Here is a 16162-nt window from a genome sequence, read left to right as displayed (position 1 = left end):
GAAGCGTCGGGTCAGACGGCTAAGCAGTGGTCATTGCGCAGTGCAGGGGGCGGGCATGGAGCGGGTCGTGATCCTGGGCTGCGCGGGCACGGGTAAGTCGACCCTGGCCCGGCGGCTGGGGGCGAAGACCGGCCTGCCGGTGGTGCATCTGGACGCGCTGTTCTGGGAGGCGGGCTGGACGGAGTCCGAGCCGGCCATCTTCCGTCAGCGGGTGGTCGAGGCCCTGGCTGGCGGGCGATGGATCACCGACGGCATCTACAACTCCAAGACCTTCGACCTGCGGCTGCCCCAGGCCGACCTGATTCTCTGGATCGACCAGCCGCTGGCCCTGCGGCTCTTGCGGGTGATCTGGCGGGCCCTGCGATACCAAGGCCAGACGAGGCCGGACATGGCTCCGGACTGTCCGGAGCGAGTGGATCTAGAATTCCTGAAATACATCTGGAACTTCGACCGCAAGAACCGCCCGCGGCTGGAGGCGACCATCGCTCGGCTGGCGCCGGCCACGCCGCTGGTGCGCCTGCACGGCGATCGCCAGATCGCGCGGTTCCTGGAGGGCGTGGCGGAGCTGTCCTGAGCGTCAGGCGCTTCACGGGTCTTGCAACCACGCAGCTTTCGCGCGTTGTAGGCGAATGGGCAGATACGATCCGCGGCGGGACGAGCTGAAGGGCCGACAGGCTGACGCGTTTGAGCCCACCTTCGGCGACGCCTTCCTGATCGCCGGCGCGGACCGGGTCCGTTTTCGCCGCGTGCGGTGAGCCTTGATGGTGCGTCGCGCCCCGAGCGGGAAAAAGGTTCTCTCTGAGGCCAATCTGGCGTCCCTTGGCGCCGAACGGCTGGCGGCCCTGCTGATGGAGACCGCCAGCCCGGCCCTGAAGCGCCGCCTGCGCATGGAGCTGGCCGCCGAGGTGGGGGCCGCCGACCTGGCCTTCGAGCTCGACAAGCGGCTGACAGCCCTGGAGGTCAGCCGGACGCGGGTCTCGTGGCGCAAGCGGCCGGAATTGCTGGCCGAACTGAGGACGCTGAACAGTATGATCGTCGAGCGGCTGGCGGCGCTGGAGCCGGCGCTGGCGCTGGATCGGCTGGTGGCCTGGTTTGATCTCTATCCCAGCCTTACCCGCCGGGTGCAGGACCCCAAGGGCGAACTGGCGCTCATCTTCGACTCCGCCTCAGGCGATTTGACAGCCCTGGCCTCGAAACTGGGTCCGGAGATTGCGGGGCCGACTCTGGGCGAGGCCCTCTCCACCCGGCTGTCGGAATGGGCGGTGTGGGTTGGTCGGGGGGCGGAAGGGCTCAGCCCGGCGCTGGCGCGGCGCCTGCTGAGCGATCTCACCCAAGGGCGGGAGAAGCCGACCGGGCGACTGGCCCTGGTGGTGCGTCGGCTGGCCGACCGGGCGGGCGATCTTGACGCCTGGATCCTCTCCTTGTCCGAAGCCGAACAGAAGAAGCCGGAGGTCGGCGCAGAGATCGCCCGGCGTCTGGCGCAGGCGGGCCAGGTCGCAGCGGCCCGACAGGCCCTGGAGGCGGCGCGAACCTCCAGCCCCGGCGCTCGCCCGGCGCCGAAGGCGTCTGCGCCCGAGCCGCAGCCAGAGAGCTGGTACGCCGCAGAGATCGCCGTGCTGGAGGCCGAGGGGGATGTCGAAGCCGCGGACGCCGCGCGGTGGCGGCTGTTCGAGCGCACCCTGTCCGAAGACGCGCTGCGGGCGCTGCTGGCCAAGCTGGCGGACTTCGAGGACGTGGTCGCCCTCGATCGCGCCTTCGAGATCGCCGCGGGCCATGGGGATCTCATGAAGGCGCTCGCTTTCCTGATCGACTGGCCTGCCCATCGGGAGGCCGCGGCCCTGGTCCTGAAGCGGCGCTCTGAGCTGCGCGGGTCCTGGAACGATCTGCCGGCCTGGGCCGAACGGCTGTCCGCCCGCCATCCCCAGGCCGCCCTGCTGCTGGTGCGGGCGCGGGCCATGGCGCTCCTGCGCCTCGGCGCCGGCTTCACCGAGGAGGTCCAGCAACTGATCGCCGAGGCCGAGGTCCTGGCCGTGGGGCTCAGCGACCCTGACATTCCTGGCCACGAAACCTTCCTGGCAGACCTGCGGCAGCGTTAGGGCCGCCGTCGGCCTGCATCGGGACTGGTGATCGTCTCGTGGCCGAGGCCAAGACCCAGGAGCCGGCCGGCCATTCTGCGCAGACGGCGATGGCGACTGAGCACGCGCAGCGGCAGGGGCGCACGCAGGTCATCACCCCCAGCCAAGGCTGGGGCGAGCAGGCGCTCGTGGGCGATTTTCTGCACGGCCTGCATGCGGACAATCTTGCGCCAGCGATCTGCCTGGAGCCGGTGCAGCAGGGGGTCTGGATTTTCCCCCAGGGCGAGGGGACCGGCGAGCAGGTTCGCGGCGACAACGGCGTCCTGGACGGCGAAATTGATGCCGACGCCGCCCACCGGACTCATGGCGTGAGCGGCGTCGCCCAGGGCCAGCAGCCCGGGGCGATGCCACGTCGTCAGCCGATCGAGGCGCACGGAGAGCGTCTTCACCTCATCCAGGCTGGCGATGCGAGCGACCGACGGGGCAAGTTCGGGCAGCAGGTCGGCGAGGTCAGCCTTGAAGGCGTCAAGCCCGGCGTCATCGATTTCGGTGCGGCCGCCCTTGGCCACGACATAGGCGCACTGGAAGTAGTCCGCCCGGTCGATGAGCACGGCGAAATGGCCGCGGCCGATCACAGCCGTCAGGTCTTCCCCGGCAGCCCCGGCCTTTTCCAGCCGGAACCAGAGCACGTCTATGGGGGCGTAGAGATCCTCCAACGGCAGGGCGGCGGAGTCTCGGATGACGGAGCGACGCCCATCGGCGGCGATGACCAGGCGCGCCGGGAACCGCTCGCCGCTGGCCAGTGTCACGCCATCCACCCGTCCGTCGCCGTCGAATGTCGCGCCGGTGACGGCGGTCGACATTCGCAGTTCGAACTCGGGATAGCGTCGGCCTTCATCTGCCAGGAACTTCAGCAAGTCCCACTGCGGCATCATGGCGATGTAGCGCTCCCGAAAGGGGAGGGCGCTCAGATCTGCGACCGCAAAGACCTCTCCGGCGATGCGAATCCGCATGCTGTCGATCCGGCTGTGCGGAATCTCCAGGACGGCTTCCAGCAGACCCAGCTGGCGGAACAGATCGAGGGTGGTGGGGTGAACGGTGTCGCCCCGGAAGTCCCGCAGGAAGTCGCCGTGCTTCTCGAAGACGGTGACCGGAACCCCAGCCCGGGCGAACAGGAGGCCCGAAAAGAGACCTGCCGGCCCGCCGCCGACAACTGCCACCCGGTCATTCATCGTCGCCTGCGCCCGCCTCGCGACTAGCTGTGGGCGCTCACATAGGGGCTGATGAGGCCCAGCGGCGCGGCGGTGGTGTTCTTGACCGCACGGATGACGATGCGGCTTTCGATGTTGGAGACCAGGCCCAGCGACAGGATCTGGTCGCGGAGGAAGTTGTCGAAGGCGTGCATGTCCCGGGTGACGATGCGCAGCTCATAGTCGGCCGAGCCGGTGACGGTGGCGCACTGAACCACCTCGTGCAGCTTGGCGATGGCGGTCTCGAAGGCGTCGAGATTGTCCCGCGTCGGCAGGGACAGCTTGACGGTGCAATAGACCTCGAAGTTCAGGCCCAGGCGCTCGCGGTCCAGGATGGTCACCCGCCGCTGGATGACGCCGGCGTCCTCCAGCCGCTTGATCCGCCGCCAGCACGGGCTGGAGGACAGGCCGACACGCTCGGCGATCTCGGCCACGGACAGGCCGGCGTCGTGCTGGATCAGGTCGAGGATCTTGGCATCGACGGCGTCGAGGGTCTCGGACACGGTTTTCTCCCTGATATGGGCTGGATGCGCCCGTATCGTGCCCCGGAACCGGCTGCAGGGGGCACGCCTTTAGTAAGCAATTGCCGCGGTCTTATATGATCTTGCAATGACATAGGGAGTCCCAAAGGGAAAGATATTGCGATGCGGCACTCAGATGTGACGCTCGACGACAAGTTTCTGCTCACCGAGGGTCGGGTTTTCATCACCGGGGTCCAGGCGCTTTTGCGGGTGCTGATGGATCAGAGGCGGCTGGACGAAGCCGCTGGCCTCAACACCGCCGGCTTCGTCTCCGGCTATCGCGGCTCGCCGTTGGGCGGGCTCGACCAGCAGGCCCACCGGGCGGGCAAGCACCTGGACGCCGCCCAGGTGGTGTTCAAGGAAGGCCTGAACGAGGACCTGGCCGCCACCGCCGTCTGGGGCAGCCAGCAGGCCAATCTCTTTCCCGGCGCCCTTTACGACGGCGTCTTTGGCATGTGGTACGGCAAGGCGCCGGGCGTCGACCGCACCGGCGACGTCTTCAAGCACGCCAACTTCGCCGGGACCTCGCCCAAGGGCGGCGTGGTGGCGGTGGCCGGCGACGACCACAATTGCAAGTCCTCCACCCTGCCATCCCAGTCGGAATTCGCCTTCCAGGACTTCGAGATGCCGGTGCTGTCGCCGGCCGACGTGCAGGAGGTGCTGGACTACGGCCTGATGGCCTACGCCATGTCGCGTTTCTCAGGGCTGTGGGTCGGGCTGATCGCGCTCGCCGACACCATGGACTCCGGCATGACCATCGATGTCGGGCTGGACCGCCACCGCGTCGTCACCCCCGCAGGCTTCAAGCTGCCGGCCGACGGCCTCGGCATCCGGCTGAAGGACCAGCCGATGGACAAGGAGCGGCGGCTGCGGACCTTCAAGCTGCCCGCTGCGCTGGCGTTCGCCCGGGCCAACCGCATCGACCGGGTGACGCTGGCCTCGCCCCGGCCGCGCCTGGGCATCGTCTGCCAGGGCCAGGCCTATAAGGACGTCATCGAGGCCTTCGCCGCCATGGGGGTCACGCCGGCCCAGGCGGCCGATCTCGGCGTCTCCATCTACAAGGTCGGCATGCCCTGGCCGCTGGAGCCCACGGGGCTTCGCGCCTTCGCCGCCGGTCTCGAGACCCTGATGGTGATCGAGCACAAACGGCCGCTGATCGAAGGTCAGGCCCGGGCCGCCCTCTATGACCTGCCGGCCCAGGCGCGGCCCGGGATCATCGGCAAGACCGATGAGCAGGGCCATCCGCTGCTGTCGGATCTCGGCGCGCTTTCGGTGGCCGAGGTGGCGCTGGCCATCGCCGACCGCCTGCCGCCCGGGCCGCATATGGACGGGGTCTATGACTATCTGAACCGGGTTTCGGCGGCCGGCGTCGCCGCCGTCAGCCTGTCATCGGACCAGCAGCGTAAGCCCTTCTTCTGCTCGGGCTGCCCGCACAACACCTCGACGCGCCTGCCGGAAGGATCCCGCGCCCTGGCCGGCATCGGCTGCCACTATATGGCCAGCTTCACCGACCCCAACACCGACCTGAACAGCCATATGGGCGGCGAGGGCCTGAGCTGGGTGGGGGCCGCGCCCTTCACCACCGAGAAGCACGTCTTCGTCAATCTGGGGGACGGGACCTATAACCACTCCGGTTCGCTCGCCATCCGCGCCGCCGTCGCAGCGAAGGCCAACGTCACCTACAAGCTGCTGTTCAACGATGCGGTCGCCATGACCGGCGGCCAGGCGGCCGAGAGCGGCTTCACGCCCGCCCAGATTACCCGCCAGTTGGCTTCCGAAGGCGTCGCCCGCACTGTCATCGTGGCCGACGATCCGGACCGCTACGAAGGCGTCAAGGACCTGGCCCCCGGCGTCGAGGTCAAGCCACGGGCCGAACTGATGGCCGTCCAGCGCCAGCTGCGCGACACGCCCGGCGTCACCGTCCTGCTCTATGATCAGGTCTGCGCCACCGAGAAGCGCCGGCGGCGCAAGCGCGGAACCCTGGTGGCCGCCGAGCAGAGGGTGATGATCAATCCTCTGGTCTGCGAGGGCTGTGGCGACTGTTCGAAGGCCTCCAACTGCGTCTCGGTCGAGCCGCTGAACACCGAGTTCGGCCGCAAGCGCAAGATCAACCAGTCCACCTGCAACCAGGACTATTCCTGCCTGGATGGCTTCTGCCCCTCCTTCATCACCCTGGAGGGGGCGGAAAACCCGCACGCGGCCCGGCTGCCGGCGCTCACGGCGGACTCCACGCCGCTGCCGGCGTTCGAGCCCTCGCCGGGCGTACGCAACATCGTCTTCACCGGCGTCGGCGGCACGGGCGTGACGACCACCGCCTCGATCCTGGCCATGGCCGCCCATGTGGACGGCAAGGCGGCCTCGGTGGTCGACATGACCGGCCTGGCGCAGAAGGGCGGGGCCGTGTTCAGCCACGTGCGCATCGGCGAGGACGAGGACAGCATCGTCGGCGGTCGGACGCCCGCGGCCAGCGCCCATGTGCTGATCGCCTGCGACGTCATGGTGGCGGCTGGCGCCGATGCGCTTTCCCTCTACGCCAAGGACCGGACCGTCGCCTTCGGCAACGCCGACCTGTCGCCCACCGCCGACTTCGTCACCGACCGGGACGTGCGGTTCGATTCCGGCGGCATGGCGCGGCGGATCGCCGCCGCCGCCAAGGCCTATGACGAGACGCCCGCCCACCACATGGCCGAGACCGAGCTGGGCGACGCCATCTACGCCAATATGATCATGCTGGGCTTCGCCTGGCAGAAGGGGGTGATCCCCATCTCCAGCCGAGCCCTATATCGCGCCATCAAGCTGAACGGCGTCGCGGCGGAGGAAAACCTCCAGGCCTTCGAACTGGGCCGCCGGGCGGCCCACGATCCGGCCCACCGCGGCAGGCCAGAGGCCGACGTGGCGACGCCGGAAACCCTGCCGCTGCCTGAGCTGATCGCGCACCGCGTCCGGGAACTGACCGCCTATCAGAACGCCGCCTATGCCCGGCGCTATCAGGACCGCGTCGAGACCTTCCTGCCCCTGGGCTCCGAGGCCCTGAGCCGGGCCGTGGCGATCAACCTCTACAAGCTCATGGCCTACAAGGACGAGTATGAGGTGGCGCGGCTGTACGGGGATGGTCGCTTCGACGCCTATCGCAGCCAGACCTTCAAGGGCGGCAAGGCCAAGGTGTGGCTCGCGCCGCCGATGCTCGCGCGCAAGGACGACCAGGGAAACCCGCGCAAGATCGCCTTCGGCGGCTGGATGCTGGACTACGGCTTCCCGGTCCTGGCCAGGCTGAAGGGCCTGCGGGGCACGGCGCTCGACCTGTTCGGCTACTCGGACGAACGCCGAATGGAACGCGGCCTGATCGCGACCTATGAGGCCGACCTTCAGCGCATCGCCCGCGAACTGATCCCTGAGCGTCTGGCCCTGGCGGTCGAGCTCGCCCAGGTCCCGCAGGACATCCGCGGCTTCGGCCACGTCAAGCAGGCCTCTTTGGAGCCGGCAATGGCCAAGCGTGAGGCCCTGTGGGCGCAATGGGATCAGGCGGGCGCGGCGGCTGCGGCCTGACCGACGCTGAAAGTCGTTTCCCTGGGCCGCCCCTCGGGTTAGCCATGAGCATGGCAGATTTCGATTTCGACGCCCTGGTGGTCGGGGCCGGCGCCGTGGGCCTGGCCTGCGGCTATGCGCTCGCGCGGCGGGGGATGACCGCGGTGGTCCTGGAGGCCGACGCGGCCATCGGCCAGGGTGTCTCCTCGCGCAATTCCGAGGTGATCCACGGGGGGCTATACTATCCCACCGGCTCGCTGAAGGCCCGGCTCTGCGTGCAGGGGCGGCGCATGCTCTATTCGTTCCTGGAGGCGCGCAACGTCGCCTTCGACCGCTGCGGCAAGCTGGTGGTGGCCAACGGCCCCGAAGAAGTCGCCCGGCTCGAGCCCATCCTCGAACAGGCGCGGACCAACGAGGTCGAGGACATGGCGCAGCTGACCCGCGCCCAGGCCCTGGCCCTGGAGCCGGAGCTCGCCTGCGACGCCGCGCTCATCTCGCCGCAGAGCGGGGTGTTCGACAGCCATGGCTACATGCTGGCCCTGCAGGGCGAGATCGAAGCGGCCGGCGGGGCGGTGGTGGTCTCCACGCCCTTCGAGGGCGCAGAGCCGATCCCTGGCGGCGGCTGGAAGGTGCGGGCTGGCGGGGCGGAGCCGACCACGCTCACCGTGCGCCTGCTGATCACAGCCCCGGGGCTGTCGGCCCAGGCGGTGGCCGGTGAGATCGATGGCTTCCCCAAGGCCGAAATCCCCCCCGGCCACTACGGCAAGGGCCGCTATTTCCGCCTGCAGGGCAAGGCGCCGTTCGCGCGGCTGATCTATCCGCCGCCGATCCCTGGCGCGCTGGGCACCCACTACCGTCGCGACCTGGGCGGGCAGGCGGTGTTCGGCCCCGACCTGATCTTCGTCGACGAGCTGGACTACAGCGTCGAGCCGGACGCCGCGGCCGGCTTCTACGAGAAGGTGCGCAGGTTCTGGCCGGGCCTGCCGGATGATGCGCTGAGCCCCGACTATGCCGGCATCCGGCCCAAGCTGCACGGACCAGGCGAGCCCCACTCGGACTTCCGCATCGACGGGCCAGAGGCCCACGGCCTGGAGGGCCTCGTCGCCCTGTTCGGCATCGAGAGCCCCGGCCTCACCTCTTCCCTGGCGATTGGGGAAGAGGTGGCCGGAAGGCTTGGGCTGGCCAGGGCGTAGCCCGCGCGGGACAACCGCCCTCGTCCTTCGAGGCCCGCTGGCGCGGGCGCCTCAGGATGAGGACGGAATGAGAGGCCTCGCCACACACCTCCTCATCCTGAGGTGCGAGCGAAGCGAGCCTCGAAGGACGCAAGGCCGGGCAACCCCTGCGTCCAACAGGCTTGGTCCCTAGTCCGCCCGGGGAACCAGCTTCAGGATCTTGCCCTGTTCGTTGTCGGTGGCGACGTAGATGGCGCCGTCGGGCCCGACCTCGACCTCACGGATGCGTTCGTCGATATCGGTGAGCAGGCGTTCTTCGCCGACGACACGTTCCCCATTAAGGGTCAGCCGGACCAGATGCTTGTCGCGCAGGGCGCCGACGAACAGGCTGCCCTGCCAGGCCGGGAACAGATCGCCCTGGTAAAAGACCATGCCCGACGGGCCGATCACCGGATCCCAGTAATAGGCCGGCTGCTCCATCCCCTCACGGGCGGTCTGGCCTTCGCCGATCGCGCCGCCGGAATATTCCAGGCCATAGGCGATGGTCGGCCAGCCATAGTTCTTGCCGGCCTCGATGATGTTCAGCTCATCGCCGCCGCGGGCGCCGTGCTCGATTTCCCAGAGCTTGCCGGTTTCGGGATGCAAGGCCGCGGCCTGAACGTTGCGCACGCCGGAAGCGAAGATCTCCGGGCGCACCCCGTCCTGGCCGACGAAGGGATTGTCGGCGGGGATCGAGCCGTCGCGGTTGATGCGCACGACCTTGCCCAGGGCGGAGTTCATGTCCTGGGCCTGGACGCGGCCGGCCAGGATCGAACGCTCGCCAAGCGAGATCAGCAGATGGCCGTCGCGGTCGAAGACCAGGCGGTTGCCATAGTGCTTGGTGGAGTCCAGCGCCGGCTGCTGCTGGAAGATGACCTGGACGTCCTCGACGCGCGCGGCGCCGCCGGTCTCCGCGAGCTTGCCCCGGGCCACGGCGGTGGAATTGGTCCCGTTCCCGCGCGGCTCGGCATAGCTCCAATAGATCAGGTTGTTCGTGGCGAAGTCGGGATCCAGCGCCACGTCCAGCAGGCCGCCCTGGTCGCGGGCGTCCACCTCGGGCAGGCCGGTCACGGGCTCGGAAAGCGCGCCCTGCGCCGTCACGATCCGCAGGCGGCCGGGCTTTTCGGTCACAAGCATGCGGCCGTCGGGCAGGAAGGCGATGGCCCACGGCTTGTTCAGCCCCTCGGCGACAGTCTCGACGCTATAGGCCACGTTGGCCGTGACTTCCGGCGCGCGGGTCTGGCCGGGGAAGGCCGGGGTCTGGGACGGCGCATTGGCAGGCCGAGTCTCCCAGGGCTGGCCGCCTTCAGCCGGCGCTGGCGCTGGCGACTGGGCTGCGCTGTCGGCGCCGCCACAGGCGGCGAGGATGGCGGCGAGCGCCGTGGTGAGAAGCAGGTTTTTCATGGGCGGTCTCCCTCTGGTCGAGCTTTGAGCGTCTGAACCGCTCAGTTCGTTCCGGCCACGCTGTCCAACGCTTCGGTCGGGCTCGCGCCGTCCACATGTATGCGCGACCAAACGGCGAGGAAGAGCAGGGGCCAGCGTCGCGGGTCGTTTTCGCCCTTGAACACGGCCTGGGCTTCCTCGGCGCCCATGATGGTCCGGACGGCGGCGACGTCGCCGATGCGCTCGGCGATGGCCTCGGCCCGCGGCGCGATCCAGGCGGCGACGGGCACGGTGAAGCCCTGCTTGCGCGCCCAGGGCGAAGCCGCCGGGCAGGCGCCCTCCAGCCATTTTCGCACCAGCCACTTGCCATAGCGGCCGCGCACCTTGAACCGGTCGGGCAGGGCGAAGGCGAAGTCGGCCACGACAGGATCGAGAAACGGCGTGCGGCCTTCCAGCCCATGGGCCATCAGGCAGCGGTCGAGCTTGGTCAGAAGGTCGTTGGGCAGCCAGGTGGCGATGTCGGCGTACTGGGCCCGTTGCAGGCGGGTCAGGCCCTCGGGCCCCTTGGCCTGGGCCCGCCAGCGGGCCAGCGCGGCGGGATCGGCGTCGCGGGGCTCGGCCGGGCGGCCCCCCAGCCAGGCCGGCCGCAGGGCGCGGCGATAGCGGCCATAGCCGCCGAACAGCTCATCGCCGCCCTCGCCGGTCAGGACGACGGTCAGGGTCCCCTTGGCCGCCTGGGCCAGCTTGAAGGTCGGCAGGGTGGCGTAGTCGGCTGTGGGGTCGTCCAGGGCTTTCGCCACCTGGGGCAGGAGCGACCAGAAGTCGGCCTCGCCGAAGGTGGTCTCCCGCCAGTCGAGGTTCAGCGCCCGGGCCACCCGCTCGGCCTGGGCCCGCTCGTCCCGGGCGCCCGGCGCGTCGAAGCCGCAGGTAAAGGCGGTGACTGGCCGGCTGTTCAGCCGCGCCATCAGGGTGGCGATGGCCGCGGAGTCGATCCCGCCCGACAGGAAGAGGCCATAGGGCACGTCGGCCCGCTGGTGCACGCGAACGCTGTCCTCCAGCACGGCGTCGAGGCGGGCGACCAGGGCGGCTTCATCGCTGGCGAAGGGTCGCGTGCGGGCCGGGGGCAGGGCGGGGCGGACCTCGTGGGGAACGAGCCGGCCCTCCACCACCTCGGCGATGGCGCCGGGCGCCAGGCGACGGACGCCGGGGAAGATGGTTTCGTCGCCCAGGGTGTAGTTGAAGGCCAGCAGCTCGCGGGCGGCGTGGGCGCGGATGGCCCGGGGCGCCAGGCCCGCGGCCAGGAAGGCGCCGGCCTCCGAGGCGAAGGCCAGGCCGCTCTCCAGCTCCATCACATAGAGCGGCTTGATGCCGAAGGGATCGCGCACCAGCCAGGTACGGCCGTCAGGCCCGACCAGGCAGAAGGCGTACATGCCCCGCAGCCGTTGAAAGGCGGCCGGCCCCTCCTGCGCATAGAGGTGCAGCAGGGGCTCGAAGTCCGAGCCGGTGGAGAGCGCGTCCGTCAGGGCGAAGTCCTGCGCCAGCTCCAGATAGTTGTAGATTTCCCCATTGCCGATGACCGTCCCGCCCGCGGCGCGCAGCGGCTGCCAGCCGCCCTCCAGGTCGATGATCGACAGCCGGGCATGGGCCAGCGAGCGGCCCGGCGCCTCCTCCACCCGAATCCCGTCAGGGCCGCGGTGGGTCATGGCCTCGATCAGCGGGCGGGCCGAGGCCTCACCATCCAGGATTCCGGCGATGCCGCACATCAGTCGGCGCCGAACCGGGCGAAGAGGTCGCGCCATTGGGCCACGACGGCGGCTTGGGAAAACTCCGCCTCCACCCGGGCCAGGCCGTTCTGGGCCAGACGGATGCGCAGCATGGGATCGTCCAGCAGCCGGCCGACGGCGGTTCCCAGGGCCTCGGCGTCGTCCACCGGAACCAACAGGCCGTCCTCGCCGTCGCGGATCAGGGCGCCGGGTCCCTGGCTGGCGGCGGCGGCCACGGGCAGGCCGTGCGCCCAGGCCTGGATCACCACATTGCCCAGGGGCTCGTAGCGGGAGGGAAAGACGCACACATCGGCGGCCCGGTAGAGCGCCGAGGGATCGTTGCGCCAGCCCAGGAACCGCACCCGCTCGGCGACGCCTAGGGCCGCAGCCAGCGCCTTCAGCCGCGCCTCCTCCGGCCCCGTGCCGGCGATCCACAGCCAGGCCTGCGGCAGGCGGGTCAGAGCGTTCAGCGTGACGTCATGGGCCTTGGCCTCGTGCAGCCGGCCCATGGCCAGCAGCAGGGGGGCGTCGGCCGGGGTGGAGAGCGCCGCCCGCTCGGCCGGCGCAGCCTCGTCGGGCGCCTCGGCGAAGTTGGGGATGCAGGCGACCTTGCCCGCCGGCCAGCCCTGAGCCACCACCCAGTCGGCGATGTCCTCGGTGTTGGCCACCAGGAAGTCGAAGCCGGCATAGTATTTGAGCTTGTAATAGCCCCCCAGCCGGCCGATCCGCGCCCACGGTCCTTTGGGCGTATGGCGGGCTGCGCGGTTCATCCAGGCCAGCGCCACGGTGACGTCCTGGCGATGGGCGAACCCCGCCACCTTGCGCCGGGTCAAAAGATCCAGCGGTCCGCCGAAGCCGAAGGTCTCCACCGCCACGCCGTCGCCGGCCAGCACGGCCTCGCGCCGGGCGTGGGGGCGCAGGGCCGCGGCCTGGGCCACGCCGTCGCTGGCGAGGGCGCGGACGAGGTCGACGAAATAGGTCTCCGCCCCGCCTTCGCCGGCCGTTCCCAGAAGATGAAGCACGCTCATGGCGGGCGCGAACCTAGCCTTGGTTTGCCCTGCGCCCAAGCCGCTTGATGCGCCGATCCGAAATCCCTATAACCCGCGCCTCGCGCGTCAGCGGCGCGAACCCGTGGCTGGGTAGCTCAGCTGGTTAGAGCGGTGGATTCATAACCCACAGGTCGGCGGTTCGAGCCCGCCCCCAGCTACCATTCGTTTCAACTGCCCTCCTACATTGGCAGTGGTCACCCTTGCAGCCCATTCGCGTCACATTCTGAGGGCGGGGCCGAGGCAATCAGGCGTCACCGAGCGGGGGACAAGGTCGACCAGCAGGCTCAGACCGCCGACAGGCCCCGCCGCCGAACGCTGAGACCCACGGCAGCGATCCGCTCGACATCGGCATAGGCCGGGTCGGAAAGCTGGTCGCCAAAGATATCGGGGTCCAGCTCCCGATAGGCGATCTCGAAATCGCTGTCGGACAGGTTCGCCGTGATCGCCTGGTGGAACAGGTCCTGGCCCTCGACAATGGCGCTGCCGGTATAGAGGAGCAGCCGCCCCCTAGGCGCGAGACGTTGCGCTGCGGCCAGGGTCCAGTCGAGGGAAAGCTGCGCCCCATGGAGGTCGCCGCCATCCCGATAGGTGTGGCCGTTGTCGCCGGCGATAAAGGGGGGATTGGCGATAGCCAGATCGATGGGTTCGCCCACGCTCTCCAGCCCGTCGCCAAGGATCGTCTCCGGAGCCATGCCCGCATGGGCGGCGTTGGCCCGGGCCAGCCGCAGGGCCTGGAGGTTGAGGTCTGTCAGGACCGTTCTTTTGGGCTGCGCGAGCGCGGCTGCGACCACGGCGCCAGCGCCCGATCCAGCGCCGATATCGACGAGCAGGTCGATCGGTGAGGCGCCCGCCAGCTCGGCGGTCAGGAAGTTCGCGAACCGATAGGTGTCAGGACCAAAGAAGACGGCGTCCTCCGCCGTGGTCGGAAACGCCGAGTGGAGAAAGAGGTGCGCTCCGAGCGACGATATCCGCACGCGGCTGCGAAGGAGGCCCTCGTCCTGATCTATCAGCTCGGCGGCCCATAGGGCGTCCATCAGGCCGTTGGACAAAAGGTCGGGTCGAAACGGCAGGCTCCAGCCAAAGACATCGCGCAGGTTCTGGGCCACGGGCTGGGCTTGGCGCTGCAGAACGCGGCGATGGGTGAAGGGCGACGGAGTGACGAAGTGGTAGTCGGCCTGCCTCAGCAGATTGAGCAGGGCGCCCAGGGCGCGCTGGTCCTCATCATGGACATCGAGATCGGCGGGAAGGGCCTGCACGTCCGTCAACCTCGTGGCTTGAGCGCGGGCTTAACTCTCGGCCGATGTCGCGGTTCCAGCGGGGGACTCAGCGCGGGCGTTTGCTTATCCCCTCCACCATCCGGTCGATGGCTCCGTCGAGGAGATCAAGCGTGGTGGCGTCGAGGCGGGCGCGGCCAAGGATCTGCAGGGCGACGTCGCGGCCGGTGTTGAAGGCCAGCAGGCTGGAGATCAGCATCAGGGCCTCGGCGCGGTCGGCGTCCTGAACCGTCTTGCGGCCCTGACAGCCGGCGACCAGACGGGCGGTGATCTCGACGCCCGGCGCCCAGAGCTGGTCATAGAGGATCTGGAAGGCCGGCCCACGGTCGCGCATCTCGCGGGCCACGAAGTCGGCCTGGGAGCCGGCGGCCTCGTCCTGCGCGAACAGCCGCAGCAGGCGGCGCAGGATGTGGCGGAGATAGTCGCTGCAGACCTCGGGCGGCGGCGCGGCGTCCAGGGCCAGGCCAGCCTCCAGCGCCAGGTCGGCGGCCTGGGCGTAGTAGCGGGCGACGATAGCCCGCGCGCAGGCGAGGTGGAGCCCCTCCTTGTTGCCGAAGTGATAGGCGATGGCCGGCAGGGCCACCCCGGCCGCCTCGGCGATCTGGCGGGTGGTGGCGGCCGCGAAGCCATGCCGGCCAAAGGCCGAAAGGGCGGCCGTGATGATCGCCTCGCGGGTGGCCTCGCTCTTGGCGTAGCCCTGCCGGCTGGCGGCGGGCGCCACAGGGATCATCGTCTCAGCCATGGGCGGCCTTATAGGCCTCGCCGTCGGAGGTGAACTCCGCGCGACCATAGCGGGCGAGCAGGGCTTCCAGCTTGCTAACCAGACGACGGTCGGCCATGTCGCGGATTCCGGGGGCCCGGGCCAGCGCATCATAGAGTCGCACCTGCGAGAAGATGCGTCCGGCCGCCACCAGGGCGAGGCGCCGGTCGCGGGGGCCATAGGCCACCCCCATCCGGCGGGCGCGGGCGGTGTCGCCCTGCAGGAACTGGCGGATGAAGAAGGCCTTGGAGAAGCTGCGTTCCAGCTCCCGGTCGATCCTCCCCAGCAGGGTGCGGTCGTGGGAGAGCTCGGTGGTCATGGTTCCGCGCACCAGGGCGCCGCAGGTCTCCTCGTCATAGGCGCTGCGCAGGGTGGCCTGGCGGGCCAGCATCAGCCGGGCGATGGCCCGCGGGCTGTCCCCCAGCAGGGGCTCGGGCAGGCCCAGCAGGAAGCAGCGATAGCGGGCGATCTCGATGCGGGCGCGCTCGGCCGGCGTGAAGGTCTCGCGCCCCTGACGCAGGGCCTTGAAGGCGATCAGGAACGAACCGATCTGGCCGGCCGGCATCTGATCCACCTGCGGGATCGGCACGCCATAGACGGCGCTGTCCCAGACGCCCTGGCGCCGCATCACATTGAAGCGGACCATGGAGTGCATCAGCCGCACCATGGCCGCAGCCTTGAACGCCGCCCCATGCCGCTCCAAGGCGCCGGGCATGACGGTCAGGGTGAAGAAGGTGGCGGTCTCGTGCACCCGTTTGGCGGCCAGCTTGTCCGACAGGCTGCCGGTCAGCGCCATGGGCAGGGCGGAGTACTTGTTGAGGAAGGTGGCCAGGAAGGCGCCGCGAATGGCGAAGGGGACCAGGTGAGCGTACTGGTTGCGCTCGATCCGCGCGCCTTCGGCGATCAGGTCCATGTCGAGCCAGTCGGGCTTGCGCGCCATGTCGGCGATGAAGGCGGCCAGTTCCGGCGGCGCATCGGTCACAGCCTCGACCCCCTTGTCGCAGGCGGTCTCCAGCATCTCGATCAAGCGACGGAAGCCGAAGTCCTCCATGCGCGCGGCATAGGCGTCGGCCACCACGTCGCCCATCAGGGTGTAGGCGGACATCATCTCGATCAGGGGGGCGTCGGCCATGATGTCGGCCGTCATCTCGCCAAAGCCCAGGCCGTCGGCGGACGGCTCAGTGGTGAAGCGCTCGGGCGCGCTCTTAAGGTCGATCTGGCCGTAGATCTGGGGAACCTGGCCCGCCTGGGCGTCCACCTGGCGCCAGAGGTCGGGATGGAATTGACGCGGCTGCATGGCGGCCTCCTGAATATCTATCATACGTTAGATATCTATCGAGCGATATGTTTC

The 16162-nt window shown here is 69.5% G+C and carries 12 protein-coding genes and 1 tRNA gene; 5 read left to right on the top strand and 8 right to left on the bottom strand.

Annotation, left to right across the window (positions count from 1 at the left end; genetic code table 11):
- The first annotated feature begins 55 nt into the window (after nucleotides 1-55).
- Entirely contained in the window at nucleotides 56-574 is a 519-nt protein-coding gene (locus tag Q8L83_RS08065) for a hypothetical protein (RefSeq protein WP_305285830.1), read from the top strand.
- A 187-nt stretch (nucleotides 575-761) separates the two neighbouring features.
- Entirely contained in the window at nucleotides 762-2096 is a 1335-nt protein-coding gene (locus Q8L83_RS08060) for a DUF6880 family protein (RefSeq protein ID WP_305285829.1), read from the top strand.
- Here the strand turns inward: Q8L83_RS08060 and Q8L83_RS08055 are convergent.
- Nucleotides 2093-3307, bottom strand: a complete 1215-nt coding sequence (locus Q8L83_RS08055) for an FAD-dependent oxidoreductase (protein ID WP_305285827.1) — start codon at nucleotides 3305-3307, stop codon at nucleotides 2093-2095. The two genes, Q8L83_RS08060 and Q8L83_RS08055, sit on opposite strands and share 4 nt — an antisense overlap.
- 23 nt (nucleotides 3308-3330) lie before the next feature.
- Nucleotides 3331-3828, bottom strand: a complete 498-nt coding sequence (locus Q8L83_RS08050; RefSeq protein ID WP_305285825.1) for an Lrp/AsnC family transcriptional regulator — start codon at nucleotides 3826-3828, stop codon at nucleotides 3331-3333.
- Nucleotides 3829-3969: 141 nt separating this feature from the next.
- Here Q8L83_RS08050 and Q8L83_RS08045 point away from each other — a divergent pair, with 141 nt between their 5' ends.
- Nucleotides 3970-7392: an indolepyruvate ferredoxin oxidoreductase family protein gene (locus tag Q8L83_RS08045; protein WP_305285823.1), complete on the top strand. Its 3423-nt coding sequence runs from the start codon at nucleotides 3970-3972 to the stop codon at nucleotides 7390-7392.
- Between the two features lie 50 nt (nucleotides 7393-7442).
- On the top strand, nucleotides 7443-8564 hold the full coding sequence (locus tag Q8L83_RS08040) for an NAD(P)/FAD-dependent oxidoreductase (RefSeq protein ID WP_305285914.1): 1122 nt from the start codon (nucleotides 7443-7445) through the stop codon (nucleotides 8562-8564).
- A gap of 168 nt (nucleotides 8565-8732) precedes the next feature.
- On the opposite strand, the gene Q8L83_RS08035 is transcribed toward Q8L83_RS08040, so the two are convergent.
- The 3 genes from Q8L83_RS08035 to Q8L83_RS08025 are packed head-to-tail and all read right to left on the bottom strand — an operon-like array spanning nucleotide 8733 to nucleotide 12756.
- On the bottom strand, nucleotides 8733-9986 hold the full coding sequence (locus tag Q8L83_RS08035) for a PQQ-dependent sugar dehydrogenase (RefSeq protein WP_305285821.1): 1254 nt from the start codon (nucleotides 9984-9986) through the stop codon (nucleotides 8733-8735).
- A gap of 41 nt (nucleotides 9987-10027) precedes the next feature.
- Entirely contained in the window at nucleotides 10028-11728 is a 1701-nt protein-coding gene (gene asnB, locus Q8L83_RS08030; RefSeq protein WP_305285819.1) for an asparagine synthase (glutamine-hydrolyzing), read from the bottom strand.
- Complete coding sequence (locus Q8L83_RS08025; RefSeq protein WP_305285817.1) at nucleotides 11728-12756, bottom strand: glycosyltransferase; 1029 nt, start codon at nucleotides 12754-12756, stop codon at nucleotides 11728-11730. Before Q8L83_RS08025 ends, asnB begins: the two co-directional genes overlap by 1 nt.
- Nucleotides 12757-12861: 105 nt before the next feature.
- On the opposite strand from Q8L83_RS08025, the gene Q8L83_RS08020 reads away from it, so the two are divergent.
- A tRNA-Met gene (locus Q8L83_RS08020) sits at nucleotides 12862-12938 on the top strand.
- A 123-nt stretch (nucleotides 12939-13061) separates the two neighbouring features.
- On the opposite strand, the gene Q8L83_RS08015 is transcribed toward Q8L83_RS08020, so the two are convergent.
- From Q8L83_RS08015 to Q8L83_RS08005, 3 genes are all read right to left on the bottom strand, one after another.
- Nucleotides 13062-14033 carry a methyltransferase gene (locus tag Q8L83_RS08015; RefSeq protein ID WP_305285815.1) on the bottom strand — a complete coding sequence of 324 codons (972 nt, stop codon included), beginning with the start codon at nucleotides 14031-14033 and terminating at the stop codon, nucleotides 13062-13064.
- A 67-nt stretch (nucleotides 14034-14100) separates the two neighbouring features.
- Entirely contained in the window at nucleotides 14101-14793 is a 693-nt protein-coding gene (locus tag Q8L83_RS08010; protein ID WP_305285813.1) for a CerR family C-terminal domain-containing protein, read from the bottom strand.
- Nucleotides 14786-16108: an oxygenase MpaB family protein gene (locus Q8L83_RS08005; protein WP_305285811.1), complete on the bottom strand. Its 1323-nt coding sequence runs from the start codon at nucleotides 16106-16108 to the stop codon at nucleotides 14786-14788. Before Q8L83_RS08005 ends, Q8L83_RS08010 begins: the two co-directional genes overlap by 8 nt.
- Between the last annotated feature and the right edge of the window lie 54 nt (nucleotides 16109-16162).

This window comes from Phenylobacterium sp. (assembly GCF_030680185.1).
Classification (GTDB): Bacteria; Pseudomonadota; Alphaproteobacteria; order Caulobacterales; family Caulobacteraceae; genus Phenylobacterium.
The sequence above is the reverse complement of the archived record's forward strand: the minus strand, read 5'-3'. Positions and strand labels throughout refer to the sequence as shown.

Excerpts from the sequence above, each read along its gene's own strand:
- Q8L83_RS08065 (WP_305285830.1), top strand. The coding sequence starts at position 56 with ATGGAGCGGGTCGTGATCCTGGGCTGCGCGGGCACGGGTAAGTCGACC.
- Q8L83_RS08060 (WP_305285829.1), top strand. The coding sequence starts at position 762 with ATGGTGCGTCGCGCCCCGAGCGGGAAAAAGGTTCTCTCTGAGGCCAAT.
- Q8L83_RS08005 (WP_305285811.1), bottom strand. The coding sequence starts at position 16,108 with ATGCAGCCGCGTCAATTCCATCCCGACCTCTGGCGCCAGGTGGACGCC.
- Q8L83_RS08055 (WP_305285827.1), bottom strand. The coding sequence starts at position 3,307 with ATGAATGACCGGGTGGCAGTTGTCGGCGGCGGGCCGGCAGGTCTCTTT.
- Q8L83_RS08035 (WP_305285821.1), bottom strand. The coding sequence starts at position 9,986 with ATGAAAAACCTGCTTCTCACCACGGCGCTCGCCGCCATCCTCGCCGCC.
- Q8L83_RS08045 (WP_305285823.1), top strand. The coding sequence starts at position 3,970 with ATGCGGCACTCAGATGTGACGCTCGACGACAAGTTTCTGCTCACCGAG.
- Q8L83_RS08025 (WP_305285817.1), bottom strand. The coding sequence starts at position 12,756 with ATGAGCGTGCTTCATCTTCTGGGAACGGCCGGCGAAGGCGGGGCGGAG.
- asnB (WP_305285819.1), bottom strand. The coding sequence starts at position 11,728 with ATGTGCGGCATCGCCGGAATCCTGGATGGTGAGGCCTCGGCCCGCCCG.
- Q8L83_RS08040 (WP_305285914.1), top strand. The coding sequence starts at position 7,443 with ATGGCAGATTTCGATTTCGACGCCCTGGTGGTCGGGGCCGGCGCCGTG.
- Q8L83_RS08010 (WP_305285813.1), bottom strand. The coding sequence starts at position 14,793 with ATGGCTGAGACGATGATCCCTGTGGCGCCCGCCGCCAGCCGGCAGGGC.